The sequence below is a fragment of the Paenibacillus sp. FSL R7-0273 genome (genome assembly GCF_000758625.1).
Classification (GTDB): Bacteria; Bacillota; Bacilli; order Paenibacillales; family Paenibacillaceae; genus Paenibacillus_AQ.
Genome location: NZ_CP009283.1, coordinates 5,713,059 through 5,727,691 on the forward strand (window position 1 = coordinate 5,713,059; position 14,633 = coordinate 5,727,691).

General features: G+C 54.6%; 11 protein-coding genes. 3 read left to right on the top strand and 8 right to left on the bottom strand.

Annotated elements, in window-relative coordinates; translation table 11 throughout:
* Positions 1-50 precede the first annotated feature (50 nt).
* Genes R70723_RS24580 through R70723_RS24590 form a run of 3 tightly spaced genes read right to left on the bottom strand, consistent with a single transcriptional unit; the run spans position 51 to position 4,344 of the window.
* Positions 51-2,177, bottom strand: a complete 2,127-nt coding sequence (locus R70723_RS24580; protein WP_052421456.1) for a CocE/NonD family hydrolase — start codon at positions 2,175-2,177, stop codon at positions 51-53.
* A 13-nt stretch (positions 2,178-2,190) separates the two neighbouring features.
* Complete coding sequence (locus R70723_RS32340; protein WP_052421457.1) at positions 2,191-3,351, bottom strand: dipeptidase; 1,161 nt, start codon at positions 3,349-3,351, stop codon at positions 2,191-2,193.
* Between the two features lie 18 nt (positions 3,352-3,369).
* On the bottom strand, positions 3,370-4,344 hold the full coding sequence (locus R70723_RS24590; RefSeq protein ID WP_039876347.1) for an ornithine cyclodeaminase family protein: 975 nt from the start codon (positions 4,342-4,344) through the stop codon (positions 3,370-3,372).
* A gap of 180 nt (positions 4,345-4,524) precedes the next feature.
* On the opposite strand from R70723_RS24590, the gene fabV reads away from it, so the two are divergent.
* On the top strand, positions 4,525-5,706 hold the full coding sequence (gene fabV, locus R70723_RS24595; protein ID WP_039876351.1) for an enoyl-ACP reductase FabV: 1,182 nt from the start codon (positions 4,525-4,527) through the stop codon (positions 5,704-5,706).
* A gap of 59 nt (positions 5,707-5,765) precedes the next feature.
* On the opposite strand, the gene R70723_RS24600 is transcribed toward fabV, so the two are convergent.
* The 5 genes from R70723_RS24600 to R70723_RS24620 all read right to left on the bottom strand — a co-directional run bounded on the left by R70723_RS24600 (position 5,766) and on the right by R70723_RS24620 (position 11,612).
* A complete protein-coding gene (locus R70723_RS24600) occupies positions 5,766-7,649 on the bottom strand; it encodes an FtsX-like permease family protein (protein WP_039876354.1) in 1,884 nt (627 codons plus the stop codon).
* Complete coding sequence (locus R70723_RS24605) at positions 7,621-8,388, bottom strand: ABC transporter ATP-binding protein (RefSeq protein WP_039876357.1); 768 nt, start codon at positions 8,386-8,388, stop codon at positions 7,621-7,623. Before R70723_RS24605 ends, R70723_RS24600 begins: the two co-directional genes overlap by 29 nt.
* A gap of 108 nt (positions 8,389-8,496) precedes the next feature.
* Positions 8,497-9,492 (bottom strand): sensor histidine kinase, encoded by a 996-nt coding sequence (locus tag R70723_RS24610; protein ID WP_039876358.1) that lies wholly within the window; start codon positions 9,490-9,492, stop codon positions 8,497-8,499.
* The gene (locus R70723_RS24615; RefSeq protein WP_039876360.1) at positions 9,489-10,196 is read right to left on the bottom strand and encodes a response regulator transcription factor; all 708 of its coding nucleotides are present in this window, start codon (positions 10,194-10,196) and stop codon (positions 9,489-9,491) included. Before R70723_RS24615 ends, R70723_RS24610 begins: the two co-directional genes overlap by 4 nt.
* A gap of 39 nt (positions 10,197-10,235) precedes the next feature.
* Entirely contained in the window at positions 10,236-11,612 is a 1,377-nt protein-coding gene (locus tag R70723_RS24620; RefSeq protein ID WP_156123843.1) for a hypothetical protein, read from the bottom strand.
* 210 nt (positions 11,613-11,822) lie between these two features.
* Here R70723_RS24620 and R70723_RS24625 point away from each other — a divergent pair, with 210 nt between their 5' ends.
* Positions 11,823-12,959 (top strand): glycoside hydrolase family 88 protein, encoded by a 1,137-nt coding sequence (locus R70723_RS24625; protein WP_039876363.1) that lies wholly within the window; start codon positions 11,823-11,825, stop codon positions 12,957-12,959.
* Positions 12,960-13,767: 808 nt separating this feature from the next.
* Positions 13,768-14,628, top strand: a complete 861-nt coding sequence (locus R70723_RS24630; RefSeq protein WP_039876366.1) for a helix-turn-helix transcriptional regulator — start codon at positions 13,768-13,770, stop codon at positions 14,626-14,628.
* The last annotated feature ends 5 nt before the right edge of the window (positions 14,629-14,633 follow it).

Below are 14,633 nucleotides of genomic sequence, written 5' to 3' on the forward strand. Positions count from 1 at the left end.
GCTGATATACCTTACCTGACGAGTATAAATGGAAAATGTTTCAATTCAGCTTAAACGTTAGGTATCACCGGCAGCATAACATGGCTCGGATGCTCTGAGTCATGACAAATCGTCTGCTGAACAATCACCGCTTCCGTATCCTCATACGGATCCTTGCCGGTATTCGTATTCGGGAAGGCGACAAATTTGCTGGAAGACGTAACTGTGAGGCGGATGCGGTGTCCGGCGGCGAAGGTATGGGCGATATTTTGCAGGAAAATATCATATTTCTCCACCTGGCCCGGCACCAGCAGCTGCGGATTATCCAGCCCGTGACGGTACTTGGCCCGCACAATATAATTGGACAGCCGGATCGAATCGCCGTTCTCATGGACATCGCTGAGCGTCACAACCCAGTCGGTATCAAGGCCTGTGCTTGCTGCATACAGGACGCAGGACAGCTCCCCGGCGACCGTCAGCTTGTCCGCCAGAGGTTCACTGGTGTACACCACAATATCGCTGCGCAGCTCATGCTTCCGCATATTCTCCGGCTCACGCTCCCCGCTGTCCTGGACAGGGTCCGCCGGATTGTAGATAAATGTATCCGGGACGGAGTCCGCTTCCGGTGCAGACACCAGCCTGCCGTCGCCCAGTGACGAATTCGCCCGGCCCGAACCTGCGAGATAGAACGGCGTAACCACCGCTTCAGCAGGCGTCCAGTCCGCGGACGTTCTCCAGCGGTTTTCACCGACTACATAATAGGAAGCCCGCGGCTCCTCATCGATACCATTCGGTATCTCCTTCAGGAACCGGTCGAACCAGCGCAGCACAGAGACATCATAATCGTAGACAACCGCATCCTCGCCAAAAGCAGCCCCCTGCAGATCCCTGGCCCGGTTCGGCCCGTGCTCCCAGGCGCCTAAGCGGATTTTGCGGTTCGGCACATCATGCTCGGTCAGCATCCGCCAGGTCTCTGATACACCGGGACTGTCCCCGTCATACCAGCCGGAAATCACATACATCGGAACCTTAACCTGATGGCCCAGCTCGGTGAAGGTGCAGTTCCGCCAGAAGTCATCATATTCCGGATGCTGGCTCCACAGCTCCCACGGTCCGGAGGTCTTCCCGATCATCTGCTGCGGAATGTCCCGGATCGGCCTTGCATCAACCGCTGCTTCCGGGCTTACCGTGATCCCGCCAAAAATATCAAAATCCGTCCGCGTCCCCACCGACTGCGCCAGGGTCCACGACAGCAGCGGCCAGGAGCACAGTGTCCCGCCTTTGCGTGCGGTATCAATAAACGGTGAGCCTACATTCACTTCATCCACAACCGCCTTGAGGTTCGGATGCCCGCTGGTGGCTGCTGCCACAACGACATAGCCGAGATAGGATGCGCCCCACATTCCTACTTTGCCGTCTGACCAGTCCTGGGTGATAATCCAGTCAATCGTGTCGTAGCCGTCATCCCGTTCATTATAAAAAGGAATCAGCTCCCCCTCAGAATCCGCCCGGCCCCGCACATCCTGGGAGACTACGGCATAGCCTTTATTCGCCCAGCGCATAAAAATCTCTTTTTTCCCGTTACGGTCATAGCAGGTGCGCACAAGAATCGTCGGCAGCTTCGTCCCCAGCTGAATGCCCTCCGGCAGAAACACATCGGTCGCCAGCTTGATGCCGTCACGCATAGGAACCAGGAACGTACCAAGATCATTAACGCCATACTCCGGCTTGGACAGAAGCGGCTCATCATACACCGTCAGCGGAGTCAGCGCTTCATAGCCTGCCTTGACGATCAGCTCAATCCCGTAACGGTTAGGGGTAAGAAATGCAATAACCTCCCCGTTCAGCGTCACCACATCCAGCGCCGTATCGCCCCGCAGTGCCCAGACCTGTGATGCCAGCAGCCTTCCGCCAATCTCCGCCTCATAGCTGATATGCTTGTGGTATACCTCGCCGGTGTCCAGTACAACCTTTTCTCCCGTCCAGTCTGCAGCTTCGTAGGAAGCGAGCTGGCGGGCGATTTTGGCAAAAGGAAGCACATATTTTGCGTTCGGATCAAGCACGTTGTCCTGCATTTGCGTGCGGCGGCGGACGTCTACCTTGGCGTGCATAATTGCTTTTTCCGTAAAATGAATCTTGCCGCTATAAATCCCGGAGCAGTAGAAACGGAAGTCCGTTGTATGTAAATAAATAGTCATCAGTGCATATCCCCTATCCGCAGATTTGTTCAAATACCCGGAGCCAGTTGCCCCCCATGATCTTCGCGATGTCTTCATCCGTATAGCCGCGTGCTATGAGACCTCTGGTGAAGTTGATAAAGTAGCTGTACTTCTCAAGTCCCGCAACCGTTTCGGTCGAGGGCCCGTCCCCCGGGGCAAAGCCCAGCTTGGGAGCAATATTCTCTTTAAAATAGACCAGGGACCAGTCAAGGTCACTCATCGGCCAGTCTGTGCCAATGCCCACATGATCTACGCCAGCCAGCCGGATGACGTACTCCATATGATCCAGCACATGTTCGATCGTCGTATGGTCAGGGTCTTCATGGACAAACCACGGCATGGCAAAAATCCCGATGACGCCGCCGGTTCCGGCAATGGCGAGAATCTCCTCGTCGCTTTTACAGCGCATATGCGGATATATCGCTTCTACTCCGGTGTGTGAGGCAATGACCGGCGTGCTTGAAACCTTACAGGCATCCAGGGTTGTCTGTTTGCCGCAATGTCCGGTATCGACAATGATGCCCAGCTCGTTCATCCGCTGCACGAACCGGACCCCGAAATTCGACAGCCCGCCGTTTGCCTGCTCCGCACAGCCGGAGCCGATCAGATTCTGCTTATTATAGGTCAGCTGCAGAATACGCAGCCCGAAATGATGCAGCACCTCCAGCAGCTCAAGATTGGTGCCGAGGGCATCCGTCTCCTGCGCCGTTACAATGCCTGCCACCTTGCCTGACTGCTTGGCGCTGCGGATATCTCCGGCGGTCTGCGCCTTGATCAGCCAGTCATTGGCATCAAACTGCAACTGCACCTCGCCCATGCTCGTAATCAGGCTGTCCATATCGTTCAGGTGCAGCTCCCGGTTGCCAGCTGTAATGCCGGACTGGAACCACTCCTCTTTATACTGGGGAATGTCACCGCCGGCTGCCAGCTTGGTCACCCATTTGGCCGGCATAGAGCTGTAGACCATCGGTTCATCCTTGTACGGCTCGCTGAGCTCCCTGATTCTCTCTGAGACAGCAGCGGGAATTGCGCGCGGAGACAGCGGCCCCTGAAACAGCAGATCAATGTTGATATTCTGCTCATGCAGCCGCTGTGCGCGGAGCTCCTGCTCCTCCGTTAATTTAAAATCATAGAATCCTGCCTGTAAGCTCATCTTTTTTGCCTCCTCAGATTACATCTCAACCTCAACACCCTTACGCAAAAGCACGGCCTGATTGTAAATATAATGCGCCGCAGCCAAATCCTCAATCGCCAGACCCAGGCCTTTGAACAGGGTAATCTGCTCATGGCTTGTCCTGCCCTGCACGCTTTGCAGGAGCAGCCCGCCGAGCTCCCCGGCGATATGGCCTTCGGCTATGGCGCCCTCAGCCAGCGGAATGAGGTAGTCACCTGCTTCGTGGACAGCGGATTCCAGCCGGTCCACGTAGAGCCTGGACCTTGCCACCAGCGCCGAGTCCAGCTCCCGCTCATGCGGCCGGCAGGCGCCGACGGCGTTGATATGGGCTCCCTCCGGGACCCATTCGCCATTCAGCACCGGGACACTAGAAGCTGTCACGGTACAGATAATATCCGCAGCCTGGACCGCCTCGCGTGCGGTAGCCGCTGCCGTTACTTCTATGCCGTATCTGGCGGCCATCTCCGCGGCAAAACGCTGCACCTTGTCTGGCGTCCTCCCCCAGACGCGGACCTCGCGGATGCTGCGCACCAGCAGCATCGCCTCCAGATGGCTGGCCGCCTGCTCGCCGGTGCCAAGGATCGCCAGCACGCCGGCATCCTCCCGGGCCAGCAGCTTCGTTGCTGCCGCACTGACCGCCGCTGTGCGGATGGCCGTGATCTGCCGGCCGTCCACGATGGCGTTCAGCCTGCCGGTCTCTGCATCGAACAGGGCAACCGCCCCCTGATGGGAGGGCAGGCCCCTGTCATGATTGTGCGGGAACACGCTGATCAGCTTGGCTCCCGCCGCCGCTTCCTGCCGCAGATAACCCGGCATCAGCCCGAACAGATTCCCGTCCGCGAGCGGCATAACCTGCCGCAGGCTCTGGACCGCATCTCCTGAGGAGAGTGCAGCCAGCACCCTCTCCATAACACCGATGCAGGCCTGCATTGTCAGCATTTCCGCCGTTTCTTTTCCGTTAATCACCAGCATTTCGCACGGCCTCCAGTCTTATCAGCTATCTTTTTCTTCTATTTATCATAGCGCTATCCTGGTCCTTTGCGAAATACCGTAGATAAAATAACCGGGGGGCTTATCTTTCTGAGCCATCATTTGCTATACTCTATAACAGTGGTTGTAAAGTTAAAATTCAAAACAAAGGGGATTTCCTATATGATTATCCAGCCCAAAACACGCGGCTTCATCTGCACCACGGCGCATCCCGAGGGCTGTGCCCGGCAGGTACAGCAGCAGATCGACTATGTAAAAGCACACAAAAAGCTGAGCGGACCCGTTAATGTTCTGGTTGTCGGAGCCTCCACCGGATATGGACTGGCTTCGCGCATTACCGCTGCCTTTGGTGCCGGAGCGAATACGATCGGCGTCTTCTTCGACAAGCCGGCTGAAGGTGCACGTACGGCTTCGGCAGGCTGGTATAACTCCGCTGCGCTGGAGAAGGCTGCTGCCGAGCAGGGCCTGAAGTCGTTCAGCATCGTAGGTGACGCTTTCTCCGACAGCATCAAGACTAAGACAATCGACCTGATCAAGGCCGAATTCGGTAACGTTGACCTCGTAGTGTACAGCGTGGCCTCCCCGCGCCGCACACATCCGGTTACTGGTGAGGTTTTCTCTTCCGTAATCAAGCCTGTCGGCAACGCTTATACCAACAAAACAATGAATTTCCATTCCGGCGAAGTAACAAACGTAACCATCGAGCCTGCAACGGACGATGAAGTGCGTCAGACCATTGCCGTTATGGGCGGTGAGGACTGGGGCATGTGGATCGACCAGCTCCAGGCAGCAGGCGCGCTTGCTGAAGGGGCAACAACAGTAGCCTACTCCTACATCGGACCTGAGGTTACTCACCCGATTTATAAGGACGGAACAATCGGCCAGGCTAAAATTGACCTGGAGAAAACAGCAATCGCACTGAACGAGAAGCTGAGCGCTTCGAACGGACGGGCTTTTGTCTCGGTTAACAAGGCGCTTGTAACCCAATCCAGCTCGGCCATTCCGGTTGTGCCGCTCTACATCTCTGCGCTGTACAGAGTGATGAAGGACAAAGAGCTGCATGAAAACTGCATCCAGCAGATGTACCGCCTGTTCGCCGAGCACCTGTATAACGGCGAAGCCGGCAACAGCCACCTGATCCGCATCGACGACTGGGAAATGCGCGGGGATGTTCAGGCTGAGGTCATGAAGCGCTGGAGCGAAATCGAAACAGCCAATGTACCTGATCTGGCGGATCTGCCAGGCTACCAGGATGATTTCTTCAACCTGTTCGGCTTCCGCACGGAAGGTGTCGATTATGAAGCAGACACCGATCCGGCGGTAGACATCCCGAACCTGGTGTAATATCCAGGAACAGCAAAGAGGCCGCACCCCTAACCGGGATGCGGCCTCTTTTTATACCACTACTGCCTAAGCGCTAACTTCACCTGTCTTGTATAGAAAAGCCGCACAATCAAGAAATAAACTAGCTGGATAATGAAGAACAGACCCAGCACAAGCGCAGATTCCTTAAGCAATGAATACTGGAACATATGTGACAGGGTCGTAAGCGCCACAGCTCCATGCACCAGCGCTACAATAATGGGTGCAAAGAACAGTAAGCTGATCTGGCGGTTCAAGATCCGGCCCAGCTCCTTTTCGCTGAGACCCAGCTTGGATATTGCCTTGAACTTGTGCTTATCCTCATCCAGATCGCTGTACAGCCGGAAATACAGAAAGCTGCCCGCCGATACAAAGAACACAATGCCGACAAAGAAACCGACGAACATCATCGGCCCGAAGTTTTTAACCGTCATGTCCATCTGATAATCCAAGGCCTCGAACTGATAAGCCTCAGCATAAGGCAGCTTGTTCAGCAGTTGTCCCCCGGCAGCCTCAGCTCCCTTTTGACCAGCGGGTCCGTGCCAGGTATAGTAGTGATCCGCCTTGGTCGGATTGCCGAGGCTTGACAGCAGCGCGTCGGGGACAATCAAATAACTGCTGACAACACTGACGACCGGAGAAAGAATGGCCCGGTCCGCTTCCACCACGGCCCCCGTCTGTAGCTGCAAAGGCTGATTGAGCATACCCTCTCCGTTACGGGACAGCCCGAAATCCACAGCCACCGCCTGCCCCTCTTCCAGCTCTATTGTTTCAAGCTCCATCAGCTCCGCAATATGGTTATATTGACTTTGCTTCACCAGCAGCAGCGTTTCGTCCCCTGCCGCAAGCGGATAGTAACTAAGCGTTAGCTCAGCCGGCTCAGCTGTAATCCCCGATTCACTGAGCTTCTGATGGATCAGCTGCACATGCGCCTGCTCCATACTGTCGCCTTCCCTGGCTAAGTAAGTGAATAAATAAGGATTATGCTGGGGCATTGAACCGTATAGCATCGACTGGAAGCCGTACAGGGCACCAATGGCGCAGAAGGAGACGGTTGAAATAATCGCCACCAGAAAAAAAGTGCGCGCATTATCCTTCATCCGGTAAGACAGGTCGGAGAACAGCAGCATATTGGTTCTGAACCAGAAAAAACGGTCCCGGCTCTTCAGCCTCCGGATGATATAGACACTCAGCTGGGTGAACAGCAGATAGGTCGCTATAGTAATCATAATTACTACAGGCAGGAGCAGGAGTACGGCCTCCAGCCCTTCCGCCCGCAGCGACAGGAAGTAGCTGATCCCGATTAAGGCTACGACAAGCAGGGACAGCAGCAGCGAGGCCTTCGGCTCTTTTTTCGGCTGACGGTCTGACTTGATCAGGGTAATCAGCTTGCCGCTGCGCAGCACCGACGAAATGAACAGCGAGATCAGCACGAACAGCAGCAGAAAGGAGGCCAGTGTAAGATTAATTGCCTGCAGCGGAAAATAAAAATCCAGCCGTTCGTTGAGCGCGATCACATTCTCCCCGGCCAGCAGAATCCCCTTTGCAAACACCAGTCCGAGGCCGATGCCGAAGGTAGTGGCGCTGAAGCCGATCAGCATATTTTCCGTAAAAATCATCTTACGCAGCTGTCCGGTGGTCATGCCCTGCAGGATCATCAGGCCGAATTCCTTTTTGCGTGACTGCAGAAAGGCGCTCATCGAATACAGCACAAAGAAAAAGGAAAACACATAAATAATCCATTTCGAGACGTTCAGCGCAACCACGGTACCCGAATTCAGCCTGTCTGCACTGAGCATCGGATGGAAGGTAAAGATAGAGAACGTAAAGAACACCATTACCATGAACATGCTGCTGAGAAAATAAGCGGTGTACAGCCGTTTGTTACGGGTGACATTACGGAATGCGAATTGACGGAACGTCATTGCCGTATCCCCCCAGCAGCGAAAGTGTATCAATGATTTTCTGGAAAAAGCTCTGGCGGTTGTCTCCGCGGTGAATCTCGGTATAAAACCGCCCGTCCTTAATGAACACCACCCGATGGCAGTAGCTGGCTGCCACAGCATCATGGGTAACGAGCAGCATCGTCGTTTTTTGCTCCTGGTTGATTGTCATCAGCAAATCCAGAACATCCTTGGCCGCTTTGGAATCCAGGTTGCCGGTAGGCTCGTCTGCCAGCAGCAGCCTGGGGGAATGAATCATGGCTCTGGCAATAGCCGTCCGCTGAGACTGGCCACCTGAGATTTCATAAGTACGTTTTTTCATAATAGAGGCTATTCCCAGCTTATCCGCGATCCGCTGTGCCTTCTCCTTCATCTCACGGACCGGAGTCCCGTCCAGCGTCAGCGGCAGTACTATATTCTCCTCTACCGTCAGCGTGTTCAGCAGATTAAAGTCCTGGAAGACGAAGCCTAGCTGACGGCGGCGGAAGACGGCCAGCTCATTTTTGCCCATCGTGCCTATGCTTCTGCCGTCGATCAGAATCTCTCCGGTGGTCGGGCTGTCGACGGTGGCGATCAGGTTCAGGAGTGTTGTTTTTCCGCTTCCGGACGGCCCCATGATCCCTATGAATTCTCCCTCTTCCACCGTCAGATCAATGTCTGTCAGCGCCCGGTAAGCGATGTTACCTTCATATATTTTATTGACCTGTTTTACCTGCAGCATCTTTGCTCTTGTCTCCTCTCTATAGCCAGCTGGTTCTGTACCCAATATACAGGGCAGGCGGAAGCGCCGCTATCGAATAAGGTTTCACTTTTCTTACATGCTTGTAAGCTAAACATTCGCAGCAAAAATAAGCCGGACCGCCGTTCCCTTCCCGGCCTCAGATTCCAGCTCAATGGCATGCCCGAGCCGGTCGGCAGATTCCTTGGTCAGATAGAGCCCCATCCCTGTAGATTCACGCAGCCCCCGCCCGTTCTCCCCGGTGAAAAAGGGATCAAATACCCGCTTCAGGTCGGACGCCTGAATGCCGATCCCCTCGTCCCTGACCTCAATAACAGCCTCATTATTCCGCATATAACAGGAAACCTTGATTTTTTTATCACCGGACGCTTTGGCCGCTGTGTATTTGATCGCATTGTTGATGAGCTGCGACAGCATGAAGAACAGCCATTTCTCATCCGTCTGGACGGAAATGTCCGGATCAGCAGCTTCCACCGCCGGATAGATCCGGTTTCGGATAAACTGGCGTTTGTGCTCGTGCAGAACCTCATGGATCAGCTGCGGAAGAACCACCTGTCTGATATTAAAATCCTTCTCGAACGCCCGCAGCCTGGCCATGTACAGCACCGTATGCAGGCCGCTGCGCATCCGCTCCAGCTCCTCCCGGATGCTGGCAAACTCAGGCTCGTCCATATTCTGAACCGTAAGCTCGATAACCGAAAGCGGGGTTTTCATCTGGTGTACCCACTGGTCGATGAAGCTTAAGTGCTGCTCCTGCTGCTTTTTCATTGTGGTAAGCTGCTGCATGGTATGGCGGTAGTGGGAATGCAGCAGCTCCTCCAGGGCTTTGGATACGGGGGCTTCCTCTATTTTCTGATAGGCTTCATCCAGTGAATCCAGCGGCCGGCTGAGACGCAGATAAAAACGGCGGCGGGTCACGTACTGGTGGACCAGATAACAGGCGAGGAAGAAAAAGCCTATAAAAACAGCATACAAGGCAACCGGCAGCTGGCGGTAGCCGTCCAGCCAGTAAATGGAGATGATCGCCCCGAACTGGATCAGCTGAACGGCAATCAGCAGCAGATGCTCGCGTATAAACAGCTTCATAGCTCCTTCTCCCCCCAGGTAACATTCAGCCGGTAGCCCGTTCCTCTGACCGTTATCACGGCCTCCTCGATCCCAAGCTCCTGCAGCTTCTTACGGACACGGGTGATGTTGACATTCAGTGTATTCTCATCGACAAAGGCCTGCGGCTGGTCCCACAGCTTCTCCAGCAGCGCTTCCCGGCTGGCTACCCGCGGATAACGCTCCATCAGGCTCTCCAGAATATCCGTTTCCTTTTGCGTAAGACTGACCATGTCTTTCCCGAGCTGCAGCTCAAGCCTCTCGGGATACAGGATAAGCCCCTCCTGCTCAAGCACGGCTTCCTGGCGAACTCCGGCATATTCCCCGAACGCCCGCCGCAGGTGGCTGCGGATTTTGGCCAGCACAACCCCGGAATGAAACGGCTTGGTGATATAATCATCCCCGCCGTTCTCCAGCGCCATGATCTGGTCCATCTCTCCCTCCCGAGCTGAAATAAACAGAATCGGGCAGGTGGAGACGCGGCGGATCTGCCGGCACCAGTAATAGCCGTCGTAGCTCGGCAGGTTCACATCAAGCAGCACCAGCTCCGGCTGCGCTTGCCGGAATTCCTCCAGCACCTGCTGAAAATCCTGTACCAGCACCGCCTCATACCCGTACTTCCGGATGGCAGACTGCAGCAGCTCCGCAATCTTGATGTCATCCTCCACAACCATAATTTTGAACATGAGCACAGCTCTCCTTAACCGTTTCAATCGGCAGAAACATTAATAGATTGGATACCCCCATACGAACATTGCCAGATACAGCAGGCTCCCTGCTACACATAATACCGTTATTGCAACGTCCTTAGCCTTACTCTTCGTAAGCAGCACAACCGCAAAGGCCAGCGGAAAGGCAGCGGCCAGATAACGCGGTGCAGACAGCAGCCAGGTCGGCCCGGTCACAAATACAAAATATACAATCATATAGGCGGTATAGGAGGGGTGGAGCTTCTTGGCGCTTCTGAGCATCACATAGAGTGTCGTGAAAATAGCGAGCAGATTCGGCAGCCAGAGCCCGAATAAGCTGCGGCTGTCCCCTTCCTTAAACTTGCCTACCGCATACTCCATCTGGTACCTCACTGTATCAAAAAACAGATACTGCCGCTGGAACCAGTGCTCCCGCTGGTAAATACTGAACTGCAGCGCGTTCCCGTGCACAGCGTAATTGATGTACAGATAGGCCAGCAGGCCAAGCGGCACGATTGCCAGACAGCCGGCGGCAGCTGCCAGCTTGCGCTTGAACACTTTTTTATGGGCGGATTTGTACGTTTCAGCAAGGTCGCGCCACAGCTCTACAGCAATCGGGACCGCCAGCAGCACACCGGGTGAGCGCGTAAATCCGGCCAGGGCGGCGCACAGGCAGGCGAACAGCCATTTCTTTTGGCGGACCAGGTAGATGGATAGCAGCGATAACAGCAGGAATAAGGATTCGGTCATCGGCAGCAGGAAGAAGAAGGCGGCAGGGAAAATAAACATATATTTTACTACCCGGAGCGCATCCTTCCTGTCCATGTCGAGCGCCGCAAGCTCATAAGCAACCAGTGCAAACGCAACAGTACAGAGATTAGCTACGGTATAGCCTGCAGCGAGATAATTATTGGTGAAGAAGTGAACCACCTTAATCAGGACCGGAAAAAAGGGCAGGAACACGATATGGAAGCGGGGATCCCCCTCCGTCACGTACCAGTTCTCGGCAATGCCCAGATAAGACGGCGCATCGATTCCCGTAACATGCCAGGCCTGATTTAAATAATCATCCAGACTTCCGGTATATCCGTTTTTTATTATTAAAAAAGCATAAGCGGCGATCAGCAGCAGCACCCGGCTAAGCAGCACCCAGACAAGAATTTTTGTCCAGGCCTGTCTGCGCAGATCCGCTGCAGCCTCCAGTCTGGCAGACTGCTGAACCCGGCCGGCTGCGATATAACCGGTGAATGCGGGAATGGCGCGCAGGCCGGCCGCTGTGAACAAGCCATAACAGGCGACGGCGGCCGCTGTGCCCATAAACGTCCAGCTACTGGCATGCGTTGCCCAGTATACTCCCGCTGCTAACATGATGGCCGTAAAAATTACAGAAATGCTTCGGTTAACCTTCTCCATCTGCTCCCCCTTGTGATTCATAACATTATGCAGGTCTGCTGTATCAGCATAAGTAATTTTTACCATAAGACAAAGGGATTGTCTTCACAATCTTTAACCCGGCAATGCTCAAACCGCAATATACCTAAACAATTACACAACAAACCGATACCACACCAGATTTATAATGAGGTTAAGAACAATGCAGCGATATTAGGAGGTTATTCTAGCATGAACCGGAAATCCGTAATTGAACAGACGCTGGCCACCACCCGCCTTAACATTGAACGATTCGGTAACCGCTTTCCGATAGTCAGTATGGGTGACGGCAAATACTTTTTGACTGACCAGACCAACTGGACGGAGGGCTTCTGGTCCGGTATTTTGTGGCTGAGCTATGAATACAGCAAGGAACCCGCGCTTTATTATGCAGCGATCCAGACGGTGGATTCCTTCCGTGAGCGCATGGAAGCAGGGCAGGAGCTGGACCATCATGATATTGGCTTCCTCTACTCCCTGTCCGCCAAGGCGCGGTGGATCGTGGATAACGATGAAGCCTCCCGCCTGCTGGCGCTGCAGGCCGCCGATGTGCTGATGAAGCGCTGGCGTTCAGCACCGCAGGTATTCCAGGCCTGGGGGCCGGAAGGCGACGCTGACAACGGCGGGCGGATTATTATCGACTGCCTGATGAATCTCCCGCTGCTCTACTGGGCAGCTGAACAGACCGGAGACCGCAGGTATGCTGAGTGTGCAACCCTTCAAGCCGACCAAAGCCGCCGGTTCCTGGTGCGGGGGGATGACTCCTCGTACCATACCTTTTATTTTGACCAGGAGAACGGAAATGCCATCCGCGGCGGAACGGCGCAGGGCTTCCAGGACGGCTCGACCTGGACGCGGGGCCAGGCCTGGGGCGTTTACGGCTTCGCCCTGGCTTACCGCTATACGCGGGAGGAGCGTTTCCTCGAAACCTCACGGAGGCTGGCCCGCTACTTTCTTGAGCATCTCCCTGAGGACCATGTCGCCTATTGGGATTTCGATGCTCCGCAGGAGGAAGGCACAGCACGTGACAGCTCGGCCTCAGCCATCTTTGTGTGCGGTGTGCTTGAGCTGCTGGAGCATCTGCCGGAGGGTGACCCGGACCACGCCTTGCTGAGCGAAGCGGTGAACCAATCGATGGACTCGCTGATCAGCAGCTACTTCACTGCCGGGAACCCGGACGAGGAAGGCTTCCTGCGCCACGGCTCCTACTCCGTCAGAGGCAACTCCTCCCCCGACGACTTTATGATCTGGGGCGACTACTTCTTCCTGGAGGCGCTGCTGCGCCTGGAGCAGGGCATTCCAGGGTATTGGTACGGCCGGCAGGATTAGGGGGCGTGGTAGGTGGGAGTGAGGCGCGGGGAGCTGGCTGGGGACTGGTGATTGGTGATTGGAATTGTGGAGAGTTGGGTGGGTGTGTCTGGTGAGAGTGTGGGGCGGAGTGATGAGCGGGTGAATATTCTGGATGAGTGTGTGGGGCAGTAGGCGACAAAGTCAGGGTTTAGCTGAAAGGTAGGCTGGATAGTTAGTTAAGAGTAACCAGTCTTTTTGCCTCTCATTTCACACTTTTCCCCACATCCGCCGGAATCAGAGGCATTTTTGCCTCTATTGCGACGGGCGACGGGCGGAGTGCTTAGCGCGTGACTTTGGCGAGTGCGTCGGGCGGAGTGCTGAGCACGTGAGTTTGGTGAGTGCGTCGGGCGGAGTGCTGAGCGCGTGAGTTCGGTGAATGTGTCGGGTGGAGTGCTGAGCTGGTTAGTATTCTGGATGAGTGTGTGGGGCAGTAGGCGACAAAGTCAGAGTTTAGCTGAAAGGTAGGCTGGATAGTTAGTTAAGAGTAACCAGTCTTTTTGCCTCTCATTTCGCCCAATCTCTCTCATCCGCCGGAATCAGAGGCACTTTTGCCTCTCATTTCGCCCAATTCCCCTCATCCGCCGGAATCAGAGGCATTTTTGCCTTTCATTTTGCCCATTTCCCCTCATCCGCCGGAATCAGAGGCATTTTTCCCTCTATTGCGACGGTCAACTTTTACCTGGTTACTTGGGGCTGCATAGTTACTTGAGCGCGGAGATGAAACGGTATCTTTTTGCCGGACGGCTACTTATACTAAAAGTAATACTGGTTGATGAGGGAGCGCTGCATGAACAGGAACGATTACCTGCCCCAGGGGCTGGAGCCCGGGTTGTTTATGTACAAGTATAAGGTTGAAGATGCGGAAGCCCATTGGTTTCACGCGCACAGGGGCATTGAAATGCTGTACATTTATAGCGGACATGGCGAAATTATGGCAGAGAATCAGACGTATGCGATCCGGGATCACACCCTTGTCTGGTTTCAGCCATATCAGCTGCACCGTGTGCTTGTTCCTGCGGCCGAGGGCCATTCGTATATCCGGACCAATCTGACCTTTGATCCCGGCTTTTTGGAGCGTTACCTTGCGGCTTTTCCTTTACTGGAGAAGTTTTTCCGCAGCCTGTGGAGGGGAAGCCTGCAGCGTCCGGTTGTATATGACATGCACAATACGCCGGTTGCCGCTGTGCTGGAGGAATTGCATTACGCCGATAATAGCCCCGCTGCAGACCGAGAAGAAAATATGGGGCTCCTGATGCTCCAGTTAATCCGTCTGCTGCAAAAAAACATGTCCGGCGTGTTGCCCGAGAATTCCGATAACCAGTCACGCGGAGGTTCGCATGTTGAACGGATTACCGGCTGGCTGGATGAACACTATAAAGAGCCTTTTAGCCTGGAGACGCTGGCCGCCGCGATGCACCTGTCACCGTACCATATTTCACATTTGTTTAAGGATTATGCCGGGTTCACCCTGTCTGAATATGTGATACAGCGGCGTGTACGGGAAGCCAGTATTCTGCTCGCCAACACCACCAGGTCTGTTCAGGAGATTGCGGCAGAGGTGGGCGGCTATTCTCCGTCGTATTTTAGCCAAATGTTCAAAAAGCAAAAAGGAATCTCGCCGGAGAAATACAGAAAGAGCATCCGCTAAACGAA

Coding starts and splice junctions, on each gene's coding strand:
- R70723_RS24580 (WP_052421456.1), bottom strand. CDS start 2,177: ATGACTATTTATTTACATACAACGGACTTCCGTTTCTACTGCTCCGGG.
- R70723_RS32340 (WP_052421457.1), bottom strand. CDS start 3,351: ATGAGCTTACAGGCAGGATTCTATGATTTTAAATTAACGGAGGAGCAG.
- R70723_RS24590 (WP_039876347.1), bottom strand. CDS start 4,344: ATGCTGGTGATTAACGGAAAAGAAACGGCGGAAATGCTGACAATGCAG.
- fabV (WP_039876351.1), top strand. CDS start 4,525: ATGATTATCCAGCCCAAAACACGCGGCTTCATCTGCACCACGGCGCAT.
- R70723_RS24600 (WP_039876354.1), bottom strand. CDS start 7,649: ATGACGTTCCGTCAATTCGCATTCCGTAATGTCACCCGTAACAAACGG.
- R70723_RS24605 (WP_039876357.1), bottom strand. CDS start 8,388: ATGCTGCAGGTAAAACAGGTCAATAAAATATATGAAGGTAACATCGCT.
- R70723_RS24610 (WP_039876358.1), bottom strand. CDS start 9,492: ATGAAGCTGTTTATACGCGAGCATCTGCTGCTGATTGCCGTTCAGCTG.
- R70723_RS24615 (WP_039876360.1), bottom strand. CDS start 10,196: ATGTTCAAAATTATGGTTGTGGAGGATGACATCAAGATTGCGGAGCTG.
- R70723_RS24620 (WP_156123843.1), bottom strand. CDS start 11,612: ATGGAGAAGGTTAACCGAAGCATTTCTGTAATTTTTACGGCCATCATG.
- R70723_RS24625 (WP_039876363.1), top strand. CDS start 11,823: ATGAACCGGAAATCCGTAATTGAACAGACGCTGGCCACCACCCGCCTT.
- R70723_RS24630 (WP_039876366.1), top strand. CDS start 13,768: ATGAACAGGAACGATTACCTGCCCCAGGGGCTGGAGCCCGGGTTGTTT.